15 protein-coding genes and 1 pseudogene are annotated in these 13507 nt (G+C 69.5%); 1 reads left to right on the plus strand and 15 read right to left on the minus strand.

Annotated features, from left to right (window positions below):
• Positions 1–3: 3 nt before the first annotated feature.
• The 3 genes from B9S57_RS25985 to B9S57_RS25995 form a co-directional block, all read right to left on the minus strand.
• Positions 4–618, minus strand: coding sequence for a TetR/AcrR family transcriptional regulator (locus B9S57_RS25985; protein ID WP_103759782.1), 615 nt, complete (start codon positions 616–618; stop codon positions 4–6).
• Positions 619–739: 121 nt separating this feature from the next.
• A complete protein-coding gene (locus tag B9S57_RS25990) occupies positions 740–1276 on the minus strand; it encodes a DUF6262 family protein (RefSeq protein ID WP_181011471.1) in 537 nt (178 codons plus the stop codon).
• A complete protein-coding gene (locus B9S57_RS25995) occupies positions 1273–1776 on the minus strand; it encodes a hypothetical protein (RefSeq protein WP_258036607.1) in 504 nt (167 codons plus the stop codon). The genes B9S57_RS25990 and B9S57_RS25995 overlap by 4 nt, the downstream gene beginning before the upstream one ends.
• A gap of 149 nt (positions 1777–1925) precedes the next feature.
• On the opposite strand from B9S57_RS25995, the gene B9S57_RS26000 reads away from it, so the two are divergent.
• The gene (locus B9S57_RS26000) at positions 1926–2324 is read left to right on the plus strand and encodes a GNAT family N-acetyltransferase (RefSeq protein ID WP_103759644.1); all 399 of its coding nucleotides are present in this window, start codon (positions 1926–1928) and stop codon (positions 2322–2324) included.
• A gap of 1 nt (position 2325) precedes the next feature.
• Here the strand turns inward: B9S57_RS26000 and B9S57_RS26005 are convergent, their stop codons facing one another.
• From B9S57_RS26005 to B9S57_RS26055, 12 genes and pseudogenes are all read right to left on the minus strand, one after another.
• Positions 2326–4644, minus strand: a complete 2319-nt coding sequence (locus tag B9S57_RS26005) for a site-specific integrase (RefSeq protein WP_219818593.1) — start codon at positions 4642–4644, stop codon at positions 2326–2328.
• Positions 4645–4721: 77 nt separating this feature from the next.
• A complete protein-coding gene (locus B9S57_RS26010; protein ID WP_258036608.1) occupies positions 4722–6335 on the minus strand; it encodes an IS1182 family transposase in 1614 nt (537 codons plus the stop codon).
• Positions 6336–6594: 259 nt separating this feature from the next.
• Positions 6595–6948: a helix-turn-helix transcriptional regulator gene (locus B9S57_RS26015; RefSeq protein WP_103759646.1), complete on the minus strand. Its 354-nt coding sequence runs from the start codon at positions 6946–6948 to the stop codon at positions 6595–6597.
• 16 nt (positions 6949–6964) lie between these two features.
• Positions 6965–8068, minus strand: coding sequence for a tyrosine-type recombinase/integrase (locus B9S57_RS26020; RefSeq protein ID WP_103759647.1), 1104 nt, complete (start codon positions 8066–8068; stop codon positions 6965–6967).
• Positions 8069–8133: 65 nt separating this feature from the next.
• Positions 8134–8550: a tyrosine-type recombinase/integrase gene (locus B9S57_RS35830; RefSeq protein WP_258036610.1), complete on the minus strand. Its 417-nt coding sequence runs from the start codon at positions 8548–8550 to the stop codon at positions 8134–8136.
• Positions 8520–9068, minus strand: a complete 549-nt coding sequence (locus B9S57_RS26030) for a hypothetical protein (protein WP_146057811.1) — start codon at positions 9066–9068, stop codon at positions 8520–8522. Before B9S57_RS26030 ends, B9S57_RS35830 begins: the two co-directional genes overlap by 31 nt.
• Positions 9065–9853, minus strand: a complete 789-nt coding sequence (locus B9S57_RS26035; protein WP_258036611.1) for a site-specific integrase — start codon at positions 9851–9853, stop codon at positions 9065–9067. The genes B9S57_RS26030 and B9S57_RS26035 overlap by 4 nt, the downstream gene beginning before the upstream one ends.
• Positions 9846–10142, minus strand: coding sequence for a hypothetical protein (locus B9S57_RS35835; protein ID WP_258036613.1), 297 nt, complete (start codon positions 10140–10142; stop codon positions 9846–9848). The genes B9S57_RS26035 and B9S57_RS35835 overlap by 8 nt, the downstream gene beginning before the upstream one ends.
• A 194-nt stretch (positions 10143–10336) precedes the next feature.
• Positions 10337–11188: pseudogene (locus B9S57_RS26040) on the minus strand (FAD-dependent oxidoreductase); the annotation flags it as partial.
• Positions 11189–11329: 141 nt separating this feature from the next.
• Positions 11330–12097 carry a GntR family transcriptional regulator gene (locus tag B9S57_RS26045; protein ID WP_103759649.1) on the minus strand — a complete coding sequence of 256 codons (768 nt, stop codon included), beginning with the start codon at positions 12095–12097 and terminating at the stop codon, positions 11330–11332.
• Between the two features lie 315 nt (positions 12098–12412).
• Positions 12413–12937, minus strand: a complete 525-nt coding sequence (locus B9S57_RS26050) for an O-acetyl-ADP-ribose deacetylase (RefSeq protein WP_103759650.1) — start codon at positions 12935–12937, stop codon at positions 12413–12415.
• A gap of 88 nt (positions 12938–13025) precedes the next feature.
• On the minus strand, positions 13026–13427 hold the full coding sequence (locus tag B9S57_RS26055) for a transposase (protein WP_181011472.1): 402 nt from the start codon (positions 13425–13427) through the stop codon (positions 13026–13028).
• Positions 13428–13507: the final 80 nt, after the last annotated feature.

Genomic DNA, 13507 nt, shown 5'->3' on the forward strand with positions numbered 1-13507 from the left:
GGGCTATCCCCCTGTTCCGTCCCCCAGCGAGCCGTAAAAGCCCTGCAAGAGCAGGTGTTGGTTGGCCGCACTGCGGCGCGCCAGCGCCTGTGGAGCGAACAGCGGCCCGTCGTGATGGGGCTGCATCACCCGCTCCAGCAGCAGGGGCCCCAGGATCAGGCACAGAACCTGAAACGGGGCCCATTCATCGTCCGGTGCCTGCTGGTCATACGCCGATGACAACCGCTCCACCTCCATCCGGGCGCCGCTCAGAAGCCGCCCGAACAAGTCGGCGCTCGCCACACTGTCTTCCAACAGCACATGCCGCAGGTAGCCGCGCAGCACTGGATCCGCCCCGAACAGCCGGGCGGACACCTTGCCGAGCGAGTCCATCAGACCGGCATTCGGGCCCACCTCCGCCAACTCCCTGCCGATTCGGTCCAGTACGTACTCGTCGACAGCGGCTCTCAGCCCCTCCTTCGATCCGAAGTGCCGGGTCACAAGCGCCGGCGACAGCCCCGCAGCCGCTGCGACCGATCGCGTCGAAGTTGCCTCGAACCCTCGCTCCGCGAACAGCTCCAGCGCTGCCTCCCGCAACCGCGCCCGCCCGGTCAGATCACTTTTCTCCACCGCCGTCATGCCCCGCAGCGTAATCACCAGCCCAGAAAACTCGAAGCCGCCGGAGTAGGCGCAGACCCCGCTGACGTGCAAAGGCCGCCGCGGTGGACGACGGCCTGCCGCTGCTGCCCATCGACCTGAGCTACCCCTCCGCGGCTCCCTTCTGGTTCAGGGCCCGGGTGAGCTCGCGGTTGGCTGCGCGGGCAGCCTCCAACTCCGCGTCCCTCTCCTCCAGCCGCGCCGACAGTTCGGTGTTCGCCTGCTCCAGGTGGGAGACCTGACGTTGCAGCACCTCTTGGTCGGCGGGGGCACCGAGTCCTGATTCCCGCCACGCCTGCTCGCCCATGAGCTCCGAGAGCCGACGTTCCAGACGCCGGGTCTGGGTGACGAGCCGGGTGTTGCGCGCGTGCGCGTTGGCGAGGTCGGCCTGGAGCGAGGCCAGGCCGACCGGGGGCCCGGCCGAGGGGTCCGTCTCGGGCGGCTGGAGCTCGGCGGCGTGGATGAGGGCGAGCAGGTCGCGGTGACGGTAGAGGAAGGTACGGTCGACGCCGGCTTGGCGGGCGATGCCACTCACACTGATCGCAGTGCCGTCCTGTGCGGCGTGCTGGATGGCGCTCTTCACGCGCTGGCGACGGCGTTCACCATCCGCGCGGCGGCCGTCTGCCATGGCTGTGCTCATGCGGTCCTCGTGGTGTGGACGTCGGGCAAGGGCTGGCCGATGCGGGGCATGCCGAGCATCACGCTCCGACTGCGGCGTACGACGGCGACGGCCTCGCCGATCTGGGCCTGCTCCTCGGCAGTGAGATCATCGAGATCGGCTTTGACCCGCTCGATCAGCCGGCGTACCCGGCGGATCTCCTCCTGGGAGGGCATCGCCTCGCTGCGGGCCCAGTCGTCGGCGGCGAACGCCGACATCAGCCGCTCCCGGCTGCGCAGCAGGTCAGACAGGTACGCCTGGAGGTCGGGCAGGTAGGACACGTCAGTGCGGAAGTGGTCACAGCCCACACAGCGGAACCGGACGGGGCAGCTCTGTCCGCCGGCCGCGACGTTCGACGGCTCCTGGCAGACACCGTAGGGAACGCTGACTTCTCCGATCGCCCGCCGCACGTGTTCGGAGTCCAGAAGCGACTGGGCCTTGCGCCACACGCGGGTGCCGTTACGGTCGAACTGCAGGGCCACCACCCGGTCCACGGCGTCGCGCCGCCGATCCTGGCTGACCCGTAATGGTGGAGTCGGGTATCGGAACCCCCGGAATGCCTCGGTCTGAAGGGGCATGGGCCCCAAAGGGCAGGGGTGGATCGGGCGCCTCGCGGCCTACGATGCGGCCCATGACGATCACGTATGAGTGGCGCGGTGATGTCGATAATGCCGCCGTCAACGCGCTCCACGCGGAGGCGTTCGGTCACGTTCAGGGGAACATCGATTGGCAGACACGAGTGCAGCGTCACAGCCTCGGCTGGGTCTGTGCCCGAAACGACGGCAGGCTCGTAGGGTTTGTCAACGTCGCCTGGGACGGTGGCGTCCATGCCTTCGTTCTCGACACGATGGTCGCCCAGGACATGCGCAAGACCGGTGTCGGGACCGGACTCGTGACGGCCGCGGCCCAAGGCGCCCGTGCAGCGGACTGCGAATGGCTCCACGTTGACTTTGAAGGGCATCTGCGTCCTTTCTACTTCGACGCGTGCGGCTTCAGACCGACCGAAGCAGGGCTCCTCGCTCTGCGCTAGATCACGTTTGCTCGGCAGTCGTCCGGCGGCTGACTTCGGCCGCGTAGGCGCCCCAGTCTCCGGCGGCGGCTCGCTGCCATTTGACGGCGACGGTGATGTCGATGCCGAGGGTTCTGGCGAGGACTGCGGCGGGCAGTTCGGTGGCGAGCTGGAACAGCGCGGTCGAGCGGCTCTCCGCGAGCCGGATGCCGAGTTTGCGGAGCCGTTCGCCCATGGCCCAGGCACTGATCGGGCGGCCGGGCTGGCCTCCGGGGAAGAGCCAGGGCGAGTCTGTCCGGCCGAGGACGGCATGGCTGCGGCGAAACTCGACCTGCTGGAGGGCCAGTTCAGCAACGGGCGCGGGCAGGTCCACCGGAACGGCGCCGAGGCGGATGCGGACCACTCCGTCCGTCTCCTCGATATGGTCGACGGTGAGCCGGGAGATCGCCGCGGGCCACTGCGCATAGAGGAGCAACAGCAGGCCGGCGAGGCGGTCTTCGGACTTGAGGGTGTCGTCGTCCAGCAGGCGACGAGCGGTGTCCCAGCGAGCCTCGACGTCCATCGCCTGGGATGGGCCGTTCCATCTCACGGCCGGAATGCTGAGATCGCGGGCGATCTTCTGGGAAAGCGCCCAGCGCACGAAGTGGCCCGCCTCCAGGCGAAGACGGACGTCGTCGCTGGTCATCCAGCGCTCAAGGTCGGTCTGGCGACAGGTGGCAAGGGTCAGGTTCCGGCCCGCGAGCCAGTTCAGGAGATAGACGGCCGCCCGCAGATGTTGCCGTGCGACCTGGAGCTGGTAGTGCGTGATCTCCTTGCCACGGCTGCGACGGCGAAGCCGGCGCAGAAGGTGCCAAGTCGCGTACCGGTGCAGGATTTTCCGTCCCTCGACGGTCGCATGGGAGGCAACGAGGTCCTTCACGTGCCGTTCGAGACGGACCATCTGCTCATCCCGCTTGGGCAGGGCCCCGGTGGCGACGAGAACGCTGCGGATGTGCTCGACGACCTTGCCTTCGGGGAGTTCGTCCAGGGCCTCGTGGCTGAGGGGCCGGCGACCGGAGCCGAGGTCGGACAGAACGGTAGCGACGATGCCCTTGGAGAGCCAGCTCATCGCGGTGCCGGCCCGTTCGGTACTGGCCAGGTCGTCATGGAGGGGTCGCAGCTTCGGGGATACGGAGCCGGTGTCATCGGCGAGGATCTCGTGGAGCCGCTGCTTGAGGGTGCAGCGGGGGCACGGGCCAGGAGCGTGCAGCCGTTCGGCTTGTCCGCAGGTGGGGCATGGGCGCCAGAGCCCGGCATCCGGTGTGGTGCAGGGGCCGCAGACGGGGGCGTCGGCGGTGCCGGAGTGGATACCACGCAGTCGGCCGCAGACAGTGCAGTGAGCCGGGCGTCGGTCACAGCCGCCGCAGCGGGGCAGGCCGGTGAGCTTCGAGAGTGTGCAGGGACCGGTGCGGCCACAGATCGAGCAGAGCAGTATGGGCAAGGGGCGGCAGTTCGGGCAGATCGGCCCCTCGGCGGTGCGGCAGCTGACCATGCGTGACTCGCCGCAGACGGTGCACGTCTCCCGGTTGGCCGGTTCCCTGATCAGGCAGTTCGGACACAGCGGTCGCCCCTGGGCGTCACGGGTGGCCGGTTCGCGCCGAGCACCACAGCGTACGCATTCTTCGATGCGGGACTTGGCGATGCAGTTGCGGCAGACCCGCTGCCCCTCCAGCGGCTTGTCAATACGGACAACCCGGTGGCAGCGAGGGCAGGCGGGCCGGACGATCCCGGCGACGCCTGCCTCGTGCAGCAGGTCGATGAACCGCAGGATGGCGCGATGCGGCGCCAGATAGCCCTCTCCGGTCAGTAGACAGGGGTTCTCCTCCAGAGCCCAGACCACTCTTTGCCGATAGGTGGGACGCTGGGGTGCCGTCCGGCGGAGGGCTTCGGCGATCACGTCGCGGTCGGCGTCCGGGGCGATCGCGGTGATCACCTCGTGGACGACCGTGACCGGATCGCGGTTGTCGTTGTCGGGACACATCTTGCAGCGCGGCAGGCCCTTGCGGTCCCGGAAGCCGATGCGTCGGACGTTGCCGCAGGCGGTGCACTCGGTGGTTTCCTGCCCGCAGACCGAGCAGTACCAGTCCTGGCCCTGCCGCTGGAAGGTTCGCAGCTTCTTGCCGCACTCGGCGCAGACCGGCGGTGAGATCGCCGAGGCGCCGACCCTGCGGAGCCCGGTGAGCAGATCGCCGATGGCCCGGGGGGCCGGGGAACGGCCGTCGGTCAGGACGGCGGGCCGCATCGCCAGGGCCTCCGCCAGGCGCCGCGACTTCGCGCGACGGCCCGCGACCGCGGTGACCACAGCCCGGATGGCCTCGGCGTCGAGTCCCTTCTCGACGTCTGAGCTTGACTCTGTCGGGGATCTTGGAGCTGTCGAGGTCAGATGCCCAGAGTTCGCCAGGATTTCGGTCGGGGTAGCTCGCGCTGGTCAAGGTAGTTCTGGAAGGCTGTCGGTCGGCGGGGTGCCGGTGCTTCCTCAGCCGGTGACAGTCCGCTGAGGCGCTCGATGTTGACGGCGATGGCTGTCAGGACGTGCTGGATGTGAGCTTTTCCCTGGCCGCGGTAGCGGCAGCGTCGTATGCCGTGGCCGTGGGCGAACTCGTTGACCGTGCCTTCCACTCCGGAGCGGGCCGCGTAGCGGGCTTTCCACTCGGGCGTCTGCTGCTCGGTGCGGACGCGGAGTTGCAGGTCGCGGAGTTCTCGCGGGGGAAAGCCCACGGTGCGGGCGCTGTCGGCGGTGGTGGTGCACTGAGTGCGGGCCGGGCAGGGGCGGCACTGGCTCTTGGTAAACCTGGCCACGATCAGCGGGGCGGCAGTGGGCGAGGAGGTCGGGTAGGGGCCGTGCCAGCCCGCGCTGACCTGTCCCTGAGGGCAGGTGACCTGCTGGCGGTCGTAGTCGATGTTGAAGTCGTCCCGGGCGAAGCCCTCATTCTGGCGGTGCTGCCGGGTGGGGTTGCTGTTCAGCGGCCCGGAGACGGTGACCTGGTGTTCACGGGCGGCTTGTTCCAGGTGGGGCAGGGAGGTGTAGCCGCCGTCGACCAGGTGCTCGGCGGGCAGGAGTTCGCGTCGGGCCAGGCGGGTGTGGATGCCGGGCAGGACCTTACTGTCGTGGGTGGTGGCCGCGGTGGTGGCCACGTCCGTGATCACGTTGGGGCCGTCGGGAGCACAGGTCTCGGTCAGGTGAGCGGAGAACCCCTTCCAGCTGATGATGTGTCCATGCCGTGCGTAGCGGGCCGAGGTGTCGTAGGGAGAGACGACTGCACGGGACGAGGGCGGCAGCCCCGGCCCGCCTTCCTTCTCGGCGGTGCGCCAGCCCAGCTTTCCCGCGGCGTCATGGTGGTAGTTCTGCACCAAGATCTGGCGCAGGGCCTGGATACGAGGGCCCGACGTGCGGCCTGTCCCCTGCTGGTAGAGGTGCTCCAGGAGCCGGACGGCATCTTGTCCCGTGGCAAGGATCCTGGTCTTGGGCTTGGTGGGATTCTTGCCCAGGCGGACCGGCCGGCCGTAGCGGCGTCCCCAATCCTCGTCGACCAGCTCGTCCAGCAGGTGCGGGGAGCTGCCGGCGACTTCTTCCAGGGCGGCGCGGACCGCCTCGGTGATCAGCTCCAGACGGGTGAGGTCCCGCACCGCGGCCAGGACATGGGTGGAGTCGGTGCGTTGGGTGGTGCGCTCGCGTACCAGGCCGGCCTCTTTGAGACGGGCCAGTGCAAGGTCAAGGAGACGGTCGGCACGGTCGTCTTCAGCGAGACGGTCGCGGAAATCAGTCAGCACGCTGTGGTGGAAGCCGGGGTCGTCCAGCTCCATGGCCATCGCGTACTTGAAGTCGATGCGGCAGCGGACCGCCTCGGCGGCCTGCCGGTCCGAGAGGCCGAGCAGGAACTGCAGCACGCAGACGGTAGCCAGTTGAGCTGGCGAGAGACCCGGACGCCCGTCACGCGGGTACCAGTCGGCGAAGTCCTCGTCACACCACAGCCCATCGAGACGGTCACGCACCCATATCGCCGTCGTGCCAACCGGGTTGCTCGCGCGTGCGACCTGCGCAGTCAGGGGCGGGACTTGCTCACCGGAACGGGGGCGAAGGGACAACGGGCACCTCGACAGCTGCATCGGTCGGCGGAACTACCCGAGCATGCCCGTTCACCGCGCTGCCGCACCGGGAAACTCCAAGATCCCCGACAGAGTCAAGCTGAGACGAGGTCAGTGATCAGGCCGATCGGGTCCGCGACGGCGCGTTCGAGATGGTCAGCGGTGGTCATGACCGGTCAACACCCCTGATCCTGGCACGCTTGGGCCGCAGTCCACCAAGTCCCTCCGAACCGGATGCCGTGCCGCTGCCGACGGCCGCCTTCTTCGGCTTCTTCACGGCCCCAGCCGCCGCGACGGGCTCGATGAGGTCGTCCATGGTGCAGTCGAGGATGTCGAGCAGGGCCATGAGGATCTTCAGGCTCAGTCGCTCCGGCCGCTCGACGACGAGCCGGTAGACCTGGCTCGACGACAGGCTGATGCCGCGTTCGGCGAGCGGAGGGATGAGATCGGTGGTGGAGAACATCCCGCGGTCCGCCATGACCTTGCGCAGGTGCCAGTGGTAGTCGAGCTTGGCGGCCATCGCCGGATCCCTCCTGTCAGGCCCCGGCGAACGCCGGAGCCAGTGCCTTGTGCAGGGAAGTGTTCATGAAGTCATCGCTGACGTGCGTGTAGATGGCCAGGGAGCTGTCGCACTCATGACCGACCTGCTGCTGGATGAACCGGCGGTCGACCCCGTCCTCGGTCAGATGAGTGGCGTAAGAATGCAGGATTGAGTGCGGAGTCAGGTCTTTTGGGAGCCTCAGGGCGTCGCGGTATGCCTCGAACCGGTCGTTGATGGAGCCGGGCTGGAGGCGGCCTCCACGTTCCGTGATCCACAGAGCGGGGTGATCGGGGAATCCGAAGCGGAGGCGAACGTTCTCGACGTAGTCGGCGACCGCCTCGACAGCCCAGTCCATCACCGACAGCACGTTCCGCCGGCGCGGCGGCTGGCCCTTCTTCGCCTTGCCGAAGCGGACGTTGAGCGTGCCGTACCGGCCGAACTGCCGTGCCTGCGCGTTGCGTCCGAAGTCGACCACATCGAGCTTGGACGTCTCGGTCCGGCGAAGCCCCCACCCATAGATGACCTTGAACAGTGTGGCGTCCCGATAGGCGGCGAGAGCCCCCTTGCGCTTGGACTTCACGGCGCGTGCGACCTGGTCGTCGGCGAAGTCGAGGAACCGCTGCAGCTCTTCCCTTGTGAACGGCCGCGCTTCCGGGGCGCCTTCGTAATCCTGCAGGTGAGGGAGGGTATTCCACTCGTGGCAGATCGCCACCGGATAGGTGCCGAAGGCTTCCTCGCATGTCGGCCCCCAGCCGTATCGGGCGTCGATGAGGAGTTCGGTGAACAGGCGAACCGTGCCCTGGTAGCTGCGGATCGTGGACGGCGCCAGATGCTTCTCGCTGGTCAGCGAGGCCGACCATTCGTCCAGGTGGGCCGGCGTCCACTGCCACGGGTACTCGTTCGCGAATTCGAGGAACCGGCGGATCAGCCGTTCCCGCGGGTCGATCGTCTCGTCCTTCAGCCCTCGCGACTTCTGCTGAGCCCTCCAGCCCCTCAGCATCGCGTCGAACATCGCGTCCTCCGGACGCAACTGGACCACATCGGAGACAAGCTCTATGTGAGCCGAGCCCGCCAGGGCCACCTTGCGCTGATACACCACTCCAGACCGTCCCTTCTGGAGAGCAGATCATGCATCAGAAGGGATCACCTCGGCAACACCCCTGCTTAGGCTGCCAGTTCGCAGAGCCTACGGAGACCCTCCGCTTCCCGCCGTGACCACGCGACCTGCGGCTTCTCGCCCATCGGATGCAATTCCCGAGGGTTGTAGTAATTCTGGGTGGTCTTGAGATCGGAGTGGTCCATCAGCTCCTTGAGGACGTCCGGGGCCACGCCGGCATCCGCGTGCCGCTGGGCGTAGCTGTGGCGGTAGGCGTAGGGGAAGATCCGGCTCTTGTCGAAAGGGAGCATCCGGGTGACCGTTTGCCCGTTCTCCTCCACGGTCGTGGGGACCAGGAAGTCGGGCAGTGAGTCGACCCAGGTGCGGTGGCCCTCGCTGATCGAGTTGATCGCCTTGGTGCCGTGCGGGTTGGTGCGTGTGCTGGGCAGGAGCTTCAGCTCGTCGGCGGGAGTGTCCGGGAACATCTCGCGCGGGAGGTCACGTAGTCCCGCAGCCGGTAGCAGACCGCCACCTCGCACTCCCCCGTTCTCTCGCGCGGGACGACTGCGGGGTGGCGGAGGAAGTCCTCGATGCTCAGTTTCAGGGTGTCCACCCGCTGGCGGCGGTGGGAATCGCACAGCGCCGCCCGGGCCGACTTGGCCGGCCGGCCGCAGCGCGGCACCCGGCACATCTCCTGCCTCATGCCCAGCATGCGCGGCTTGGCGATCTGGGCGAAGTCGTCCACGGACAGGCCGGAGTCCTTCCAGCCCCGCTCGCACCCCATGCACATCGGACGGCCGAACCTCACGCCCTTGGTACAGCCCTTCACACAGCAGTCCGGCATGCCCAGCACCGGATGGTCTTTGGGGAAAAAGATCACCCGCAGGTCCCAGTCCCAGCGCACGAGCCGCAGGAACTCTGGATCCAGAGCGTCCACGATCTGCCGGGTCCGCAGATCCTCAACCGCGGTCGGCTCCGCGGCAAACAGCACCGGCGTAGTCACCGTTCACCCCGCCCGGACAGCTCGCGCGGCGAGGGAACCCGCTCGACGGCTTCCCGCACCCGGCTGCGGTCCGGGATCACATAGGGCGCAACCGAGCCGGGGTGCTCCTGCCCCAGCAGCATCTGCACCTCGTCCCAGCTGCCGCCGGCATCTACGACGTTGCTGCCGAACGCCCGACGGGCCATGTGCGGCCCGACGATCCGCCCCAGCTTCGCCCGCTTCGACAGGCGGCCGAACAGCTCGCCCATCGCCGCCGGAGACATCGGCGCCCCAAGCGGCTCGCGGAACAGGTTCACCAGCAGGAAGTCGCTGCCCCCGGCCCCCAGCTTCTCCAAGCGCTCGTCGACGTACTGGTCGAAGCCCTGCACCACCAGGAAGTCCAGCGGCTGCACCCATGCCCGCTTCGACTTCGACCATGCCCGGTTCGCGTTGGCCCGGCGCCGCACATGCACGTGCGCGCCCTCCACGTCACAGCCCAGCGTGCGCGAGTCCGGCAGCAGATGGCAGTCGCTGCGGCGCAGCCCCGCCACCTGCCCCCGCCGCAACCCCACCCGGGAGTGCAGGAGAACCACCAGCCTGTCCCGGGCACTGCGGCACGCCAGGAACATCCCCACCAGCTCCTCGTCCAGAGCCCGGTCGACCTCCGCCTGGGGCTCCTGCAACCGGTGCCTGGCCCGCAACCGGTAGTACAGGCCCGTCTCCTCGCCCTTTGCCTCCTCCGGCAGTTCCCGGCTGTCCGCCAGCTCGTACAACTGCCCCAGCACCGACCGCGGCACCTCACCCACCGACACCGCGTACGGCAGCCAGCACTCCGTTCACCCGCCGCTCGCCCCGTACCGGCTTTGTCCCCGGCCCCCACACCACCGTCGGGTTCTCGGCTCCCAGTCGACTCGGCGAGTAGCGAAGCCACACCATGAACAGCCCCATGTCCGCGGCTGCCTCCTCCCACCGCCGCCCCGTCGCCCGGCACCAACGGAGGTAGAAGGCCACCCCGCCGGCGTACGACCGTGTCGTCAGCTCCGTCCGGCTCCGTCCGAACCGCAGGAAGCGGAGCCACTGATCGGCCACAGGCACGACACACAACTCGTCATCGACCACGGTCCAATACCGGGCTCCAGACGGCAGATCCACGGGAAATGCCCGCACGCGCAACTCCTTCGAAGCGACAGTCCATGCAACAACCCGCCACAGAGCAACACCCCCCGAGAACGAGCCTCGGAAGACCAACGAAGCCATCCCGTGCCACGTCACACCACAGCCTCACCCACCCCAGAAAACAGTCCGCCGTCGCGGCGCTGCACCATGAGCAGCTGCATCCGGTGGGCGGCGGCGGTCGGCGCCTGCGGCTGTCCGGAGTTGAGGGCGTCGAGCGCGCCCCCGGCGTAGGCCGGGTAGTAGCGGAAGCTGTCGGGGTCGGCCACGGAGGTGGTGAGCGGCTCCCCGAGCGGGTCGGTCTGCATCATCTGCAGCCGGACCCGGCTCACCGGCAGGTCCGGGCCGGCCAGCTCACGGACGAGGCCGCCGAGCCAGGCGCCCGTGGCGAGGACGACCGCGTCACCCGTGTGGATGTCACCGTGGTCGTCGCGCACGGAGGCGGCGGCGACCACCTCGCGCACCTCCCGGCCGCCGAGGTAGGTGTACGCCCCCGATGCCAGCAGGGCCTGCTTCAGGGCCAGCTGGGCGACGCGCGGCTCGACGGCCGCGTCCCGCTCGCACCACAGGGCCGCCTCGAAGGCGCCGCGCAGAGCGGGGTTCTTGGCCCGCGCCTCGCCGGCGGTGAGCACCTTGTAGCCGCGGGCGGCCGCATCGGGCCCGGCCACGGCCGCCTCCGCCACGGCGGTCTCCAGTCCGGTGCGGAGCGGGGTGAGCGACCCACAGGGCCGGAAGCCGAGGTCCGGCACCAGCTCCCCGATGGACTCCCACAGCTCCCGGGCGCGCAGGGCGGTCTCCAGCTCCTCGCCGGCTGCCCGTCCGCTGACCCAGATCTGTCCGAAATTGCGGAGGGATGCTCCGCGCGCCTCACTCTCACGCTCGATCTGTACGACCTCGTGGCCGCGGTTCACTGCGTGCCAGGCGTGCATGGTTCCCACCACGCCGGCTCCTACGACGATGACTCTCACGGCGGCAACGCTCCTCGGGCCGGGTGGCCCGCACGGGTCCGGGAGGCAACGGAGAAGTGAACCGGGCCGCAAGCTTGGACCAGACCCGTTACCCTTCCGTTACCATAAGCCGCCGGTCCGGCCGCGGCACGTCCGCGAGGGCTACCGGCCCTGACCGCCCAGGTGGGTCGTGAACGAGAACCGGTCGCCGCGGAAGAGGGTCCGCACCCGTTCCAGCGGGCACCCACCGGTGTCGCGGGAGAGGCGGTGCAGGAGAAGCATCGGCAGGGCGGGCGGCGTACCGATCAGGAGCGCCTCACGCGGCGTCGCGAGGACGGTCTCGATGCGCTCGTCCGCATCACCGAAGGAGACTCCGAGCCGTTCGCCGAGGTAGGAGTAGAAAGAGGAGTCGGGGTCGAACTCCGCGTCGAGGCGCGGGGCCCGGGCGACGGTGACGTACGTGCTCTCGAGGCCGACCCGCTCCTCGTCGGCGAGCAGGACACGCTCCATGTGCCATACGGGCTCACCTCGCGGTACCTCGATCTCGACGGCCAGGGCCTCGGGACAGGGGAACTGTTCGAGTCCGATGAGGTGGCGCCCGGGCGTGCGGCCCTGGCGCCGTACGCCTTCGGTGTAGCTGGCCAGCGAGAGCGGCTGCTCGAGTTTGGGTCCGGCAACCACCGTGCCCCGGCCCTGCCTGCGCACCCGTCCCTCCAGCAGGAGTTCACGCAGCGCCTGACGCACGGTCTCACGGGACACCTCGTACCGCAGGGCGAGGTCCCGCTCGGTGGGCAGCAGCCCGCCCTCGCCCAACTCGGCCAGCAGGAGGGCCACATGTGCCTTGACGGCGTAGTACTTCGGGATACGGCCGTGCTCCGGGATGCCGGAGCGGATCGGTGCGCCAGGTGCCTGGTCGTTCGGGTAGTCCACGGCCCGATGGTGTCAGACGCGGGCGAACGCCCACCCCCGCCAGGGTGAGCGCCCGCTGCCCCGCCGTCACTTCGGGAGACGCACCGGCCCTGCGGCGGTCGGGCTGTCCAGGGTGCAGCGGCGCTGGAGGACGAGAGCGAGGCCCCGGGGTCTCGCCGAGCAGCAGTCCGAGCGAGCCGAGGGTGAACGCGGCCTGGGACAGCAGCAGTCCGCGCTGTGACCGTCCCGAGCACCAAGGCCATCACCGTGCAGTCGCCGCGGGCGCCGGACTTGACGAGGGTGGGGGCGACACCCCAGCTCCACGCGCGGACGCGCTCAGCCGTTCAGTGCCTCGTCGAACCGGGCGTACGCCTCCTGGTCGAAGAGCACGAGACGCACCTCGGCCACCGGGGGAAGCGCCGCCTCCCGCACCGTGCGGACGGCGATCCGGGCCCCGTCGTCGAGCGGCCAGCCGTAGACGCCCGTCGAGATCGCGGGGAAGGCGACGGTGCGGGCGCCCAGCTCCGAGGCGACCCGCAGGGACTCCCGGTAGCAGGAGGCCAGCAGGGCGGAGCGGTCCTCCTCGCGCGACCAGACCGGTCCCACCGTGTGGATGACGTGCTCCGCGTGCAGCCGTCCGGCGGTGGTCGCCACCGCCTGCCCGGTGGCCAGCCCCTTGCCGTGGTGCGAGGCCCGCAGATCGCGGCAGGCCGCAAGGATCTCGGGCCCACCGCGCCGATGGATCGCGCCGTCCACCCCACCACCCCCGAGGAGCGAGGAGTTGGCGGCGTTGACCAGGGCGTCGGCGTGCTGCTCCGTGATGTCTCCGCGCACGAGGACGATGTGCGGCTGTGTCGTCATGCGGTCATCCTGTCGCAACAGCCGAGGCGGCATCCCGCTGTCGGGGCGACGCCCGGTCGACGTCCCCGCGGGGCGACCGCCGGCCACTTCACCGTCCGGCCCGCGCCGGGGCTCCGGCTGCCGACGGAATCGGGGGGCCGGCGCACGCGGGCCGGGAGACGGCCGGCCCGCTGCCCGGCTCCGCGTCGGGGGCGTCCGCCGTACGGGGCCGGTCGCGCAAGGTGTCGTGGATCCGCTCGACGGTGCCGTTGTCGTGCCACCAGGTGAAGTACCAGTACACGGTGGGCCAGGGCGGGAAGGTCTTGGGCAGCTGGCGCCAGGCGCACCCCGTCCGCACCACGTAGAGCAGCGCGTTCACGATCCGCCGACGCGGGTGCTTCTCCCGGCGGCCGCCCTTCGGGCCGACTCTCGCGGCCGGCAGCAGCGGTTCGACCAGGTCCCACTGCTCATCCGTCAGATCCGACGGGTACCCACTCCCAGAGCCACTCACACCAGGCTCAACGACCCCTTCTGCCCCGGGACACGACAGACCTCGTACGCGGCTCATCCGCCCCGCGCCGGCGTGCGGGG

Source organism: Streptomyces sp. SM10 (genome assembly GCF_002910915.1).
Taxonomy (GTDB): domain Bacteria; phylum Actinomycetota; class Actinomycetes; order Streptomycetales; family Streptomycetaceae; genus Streptomyces.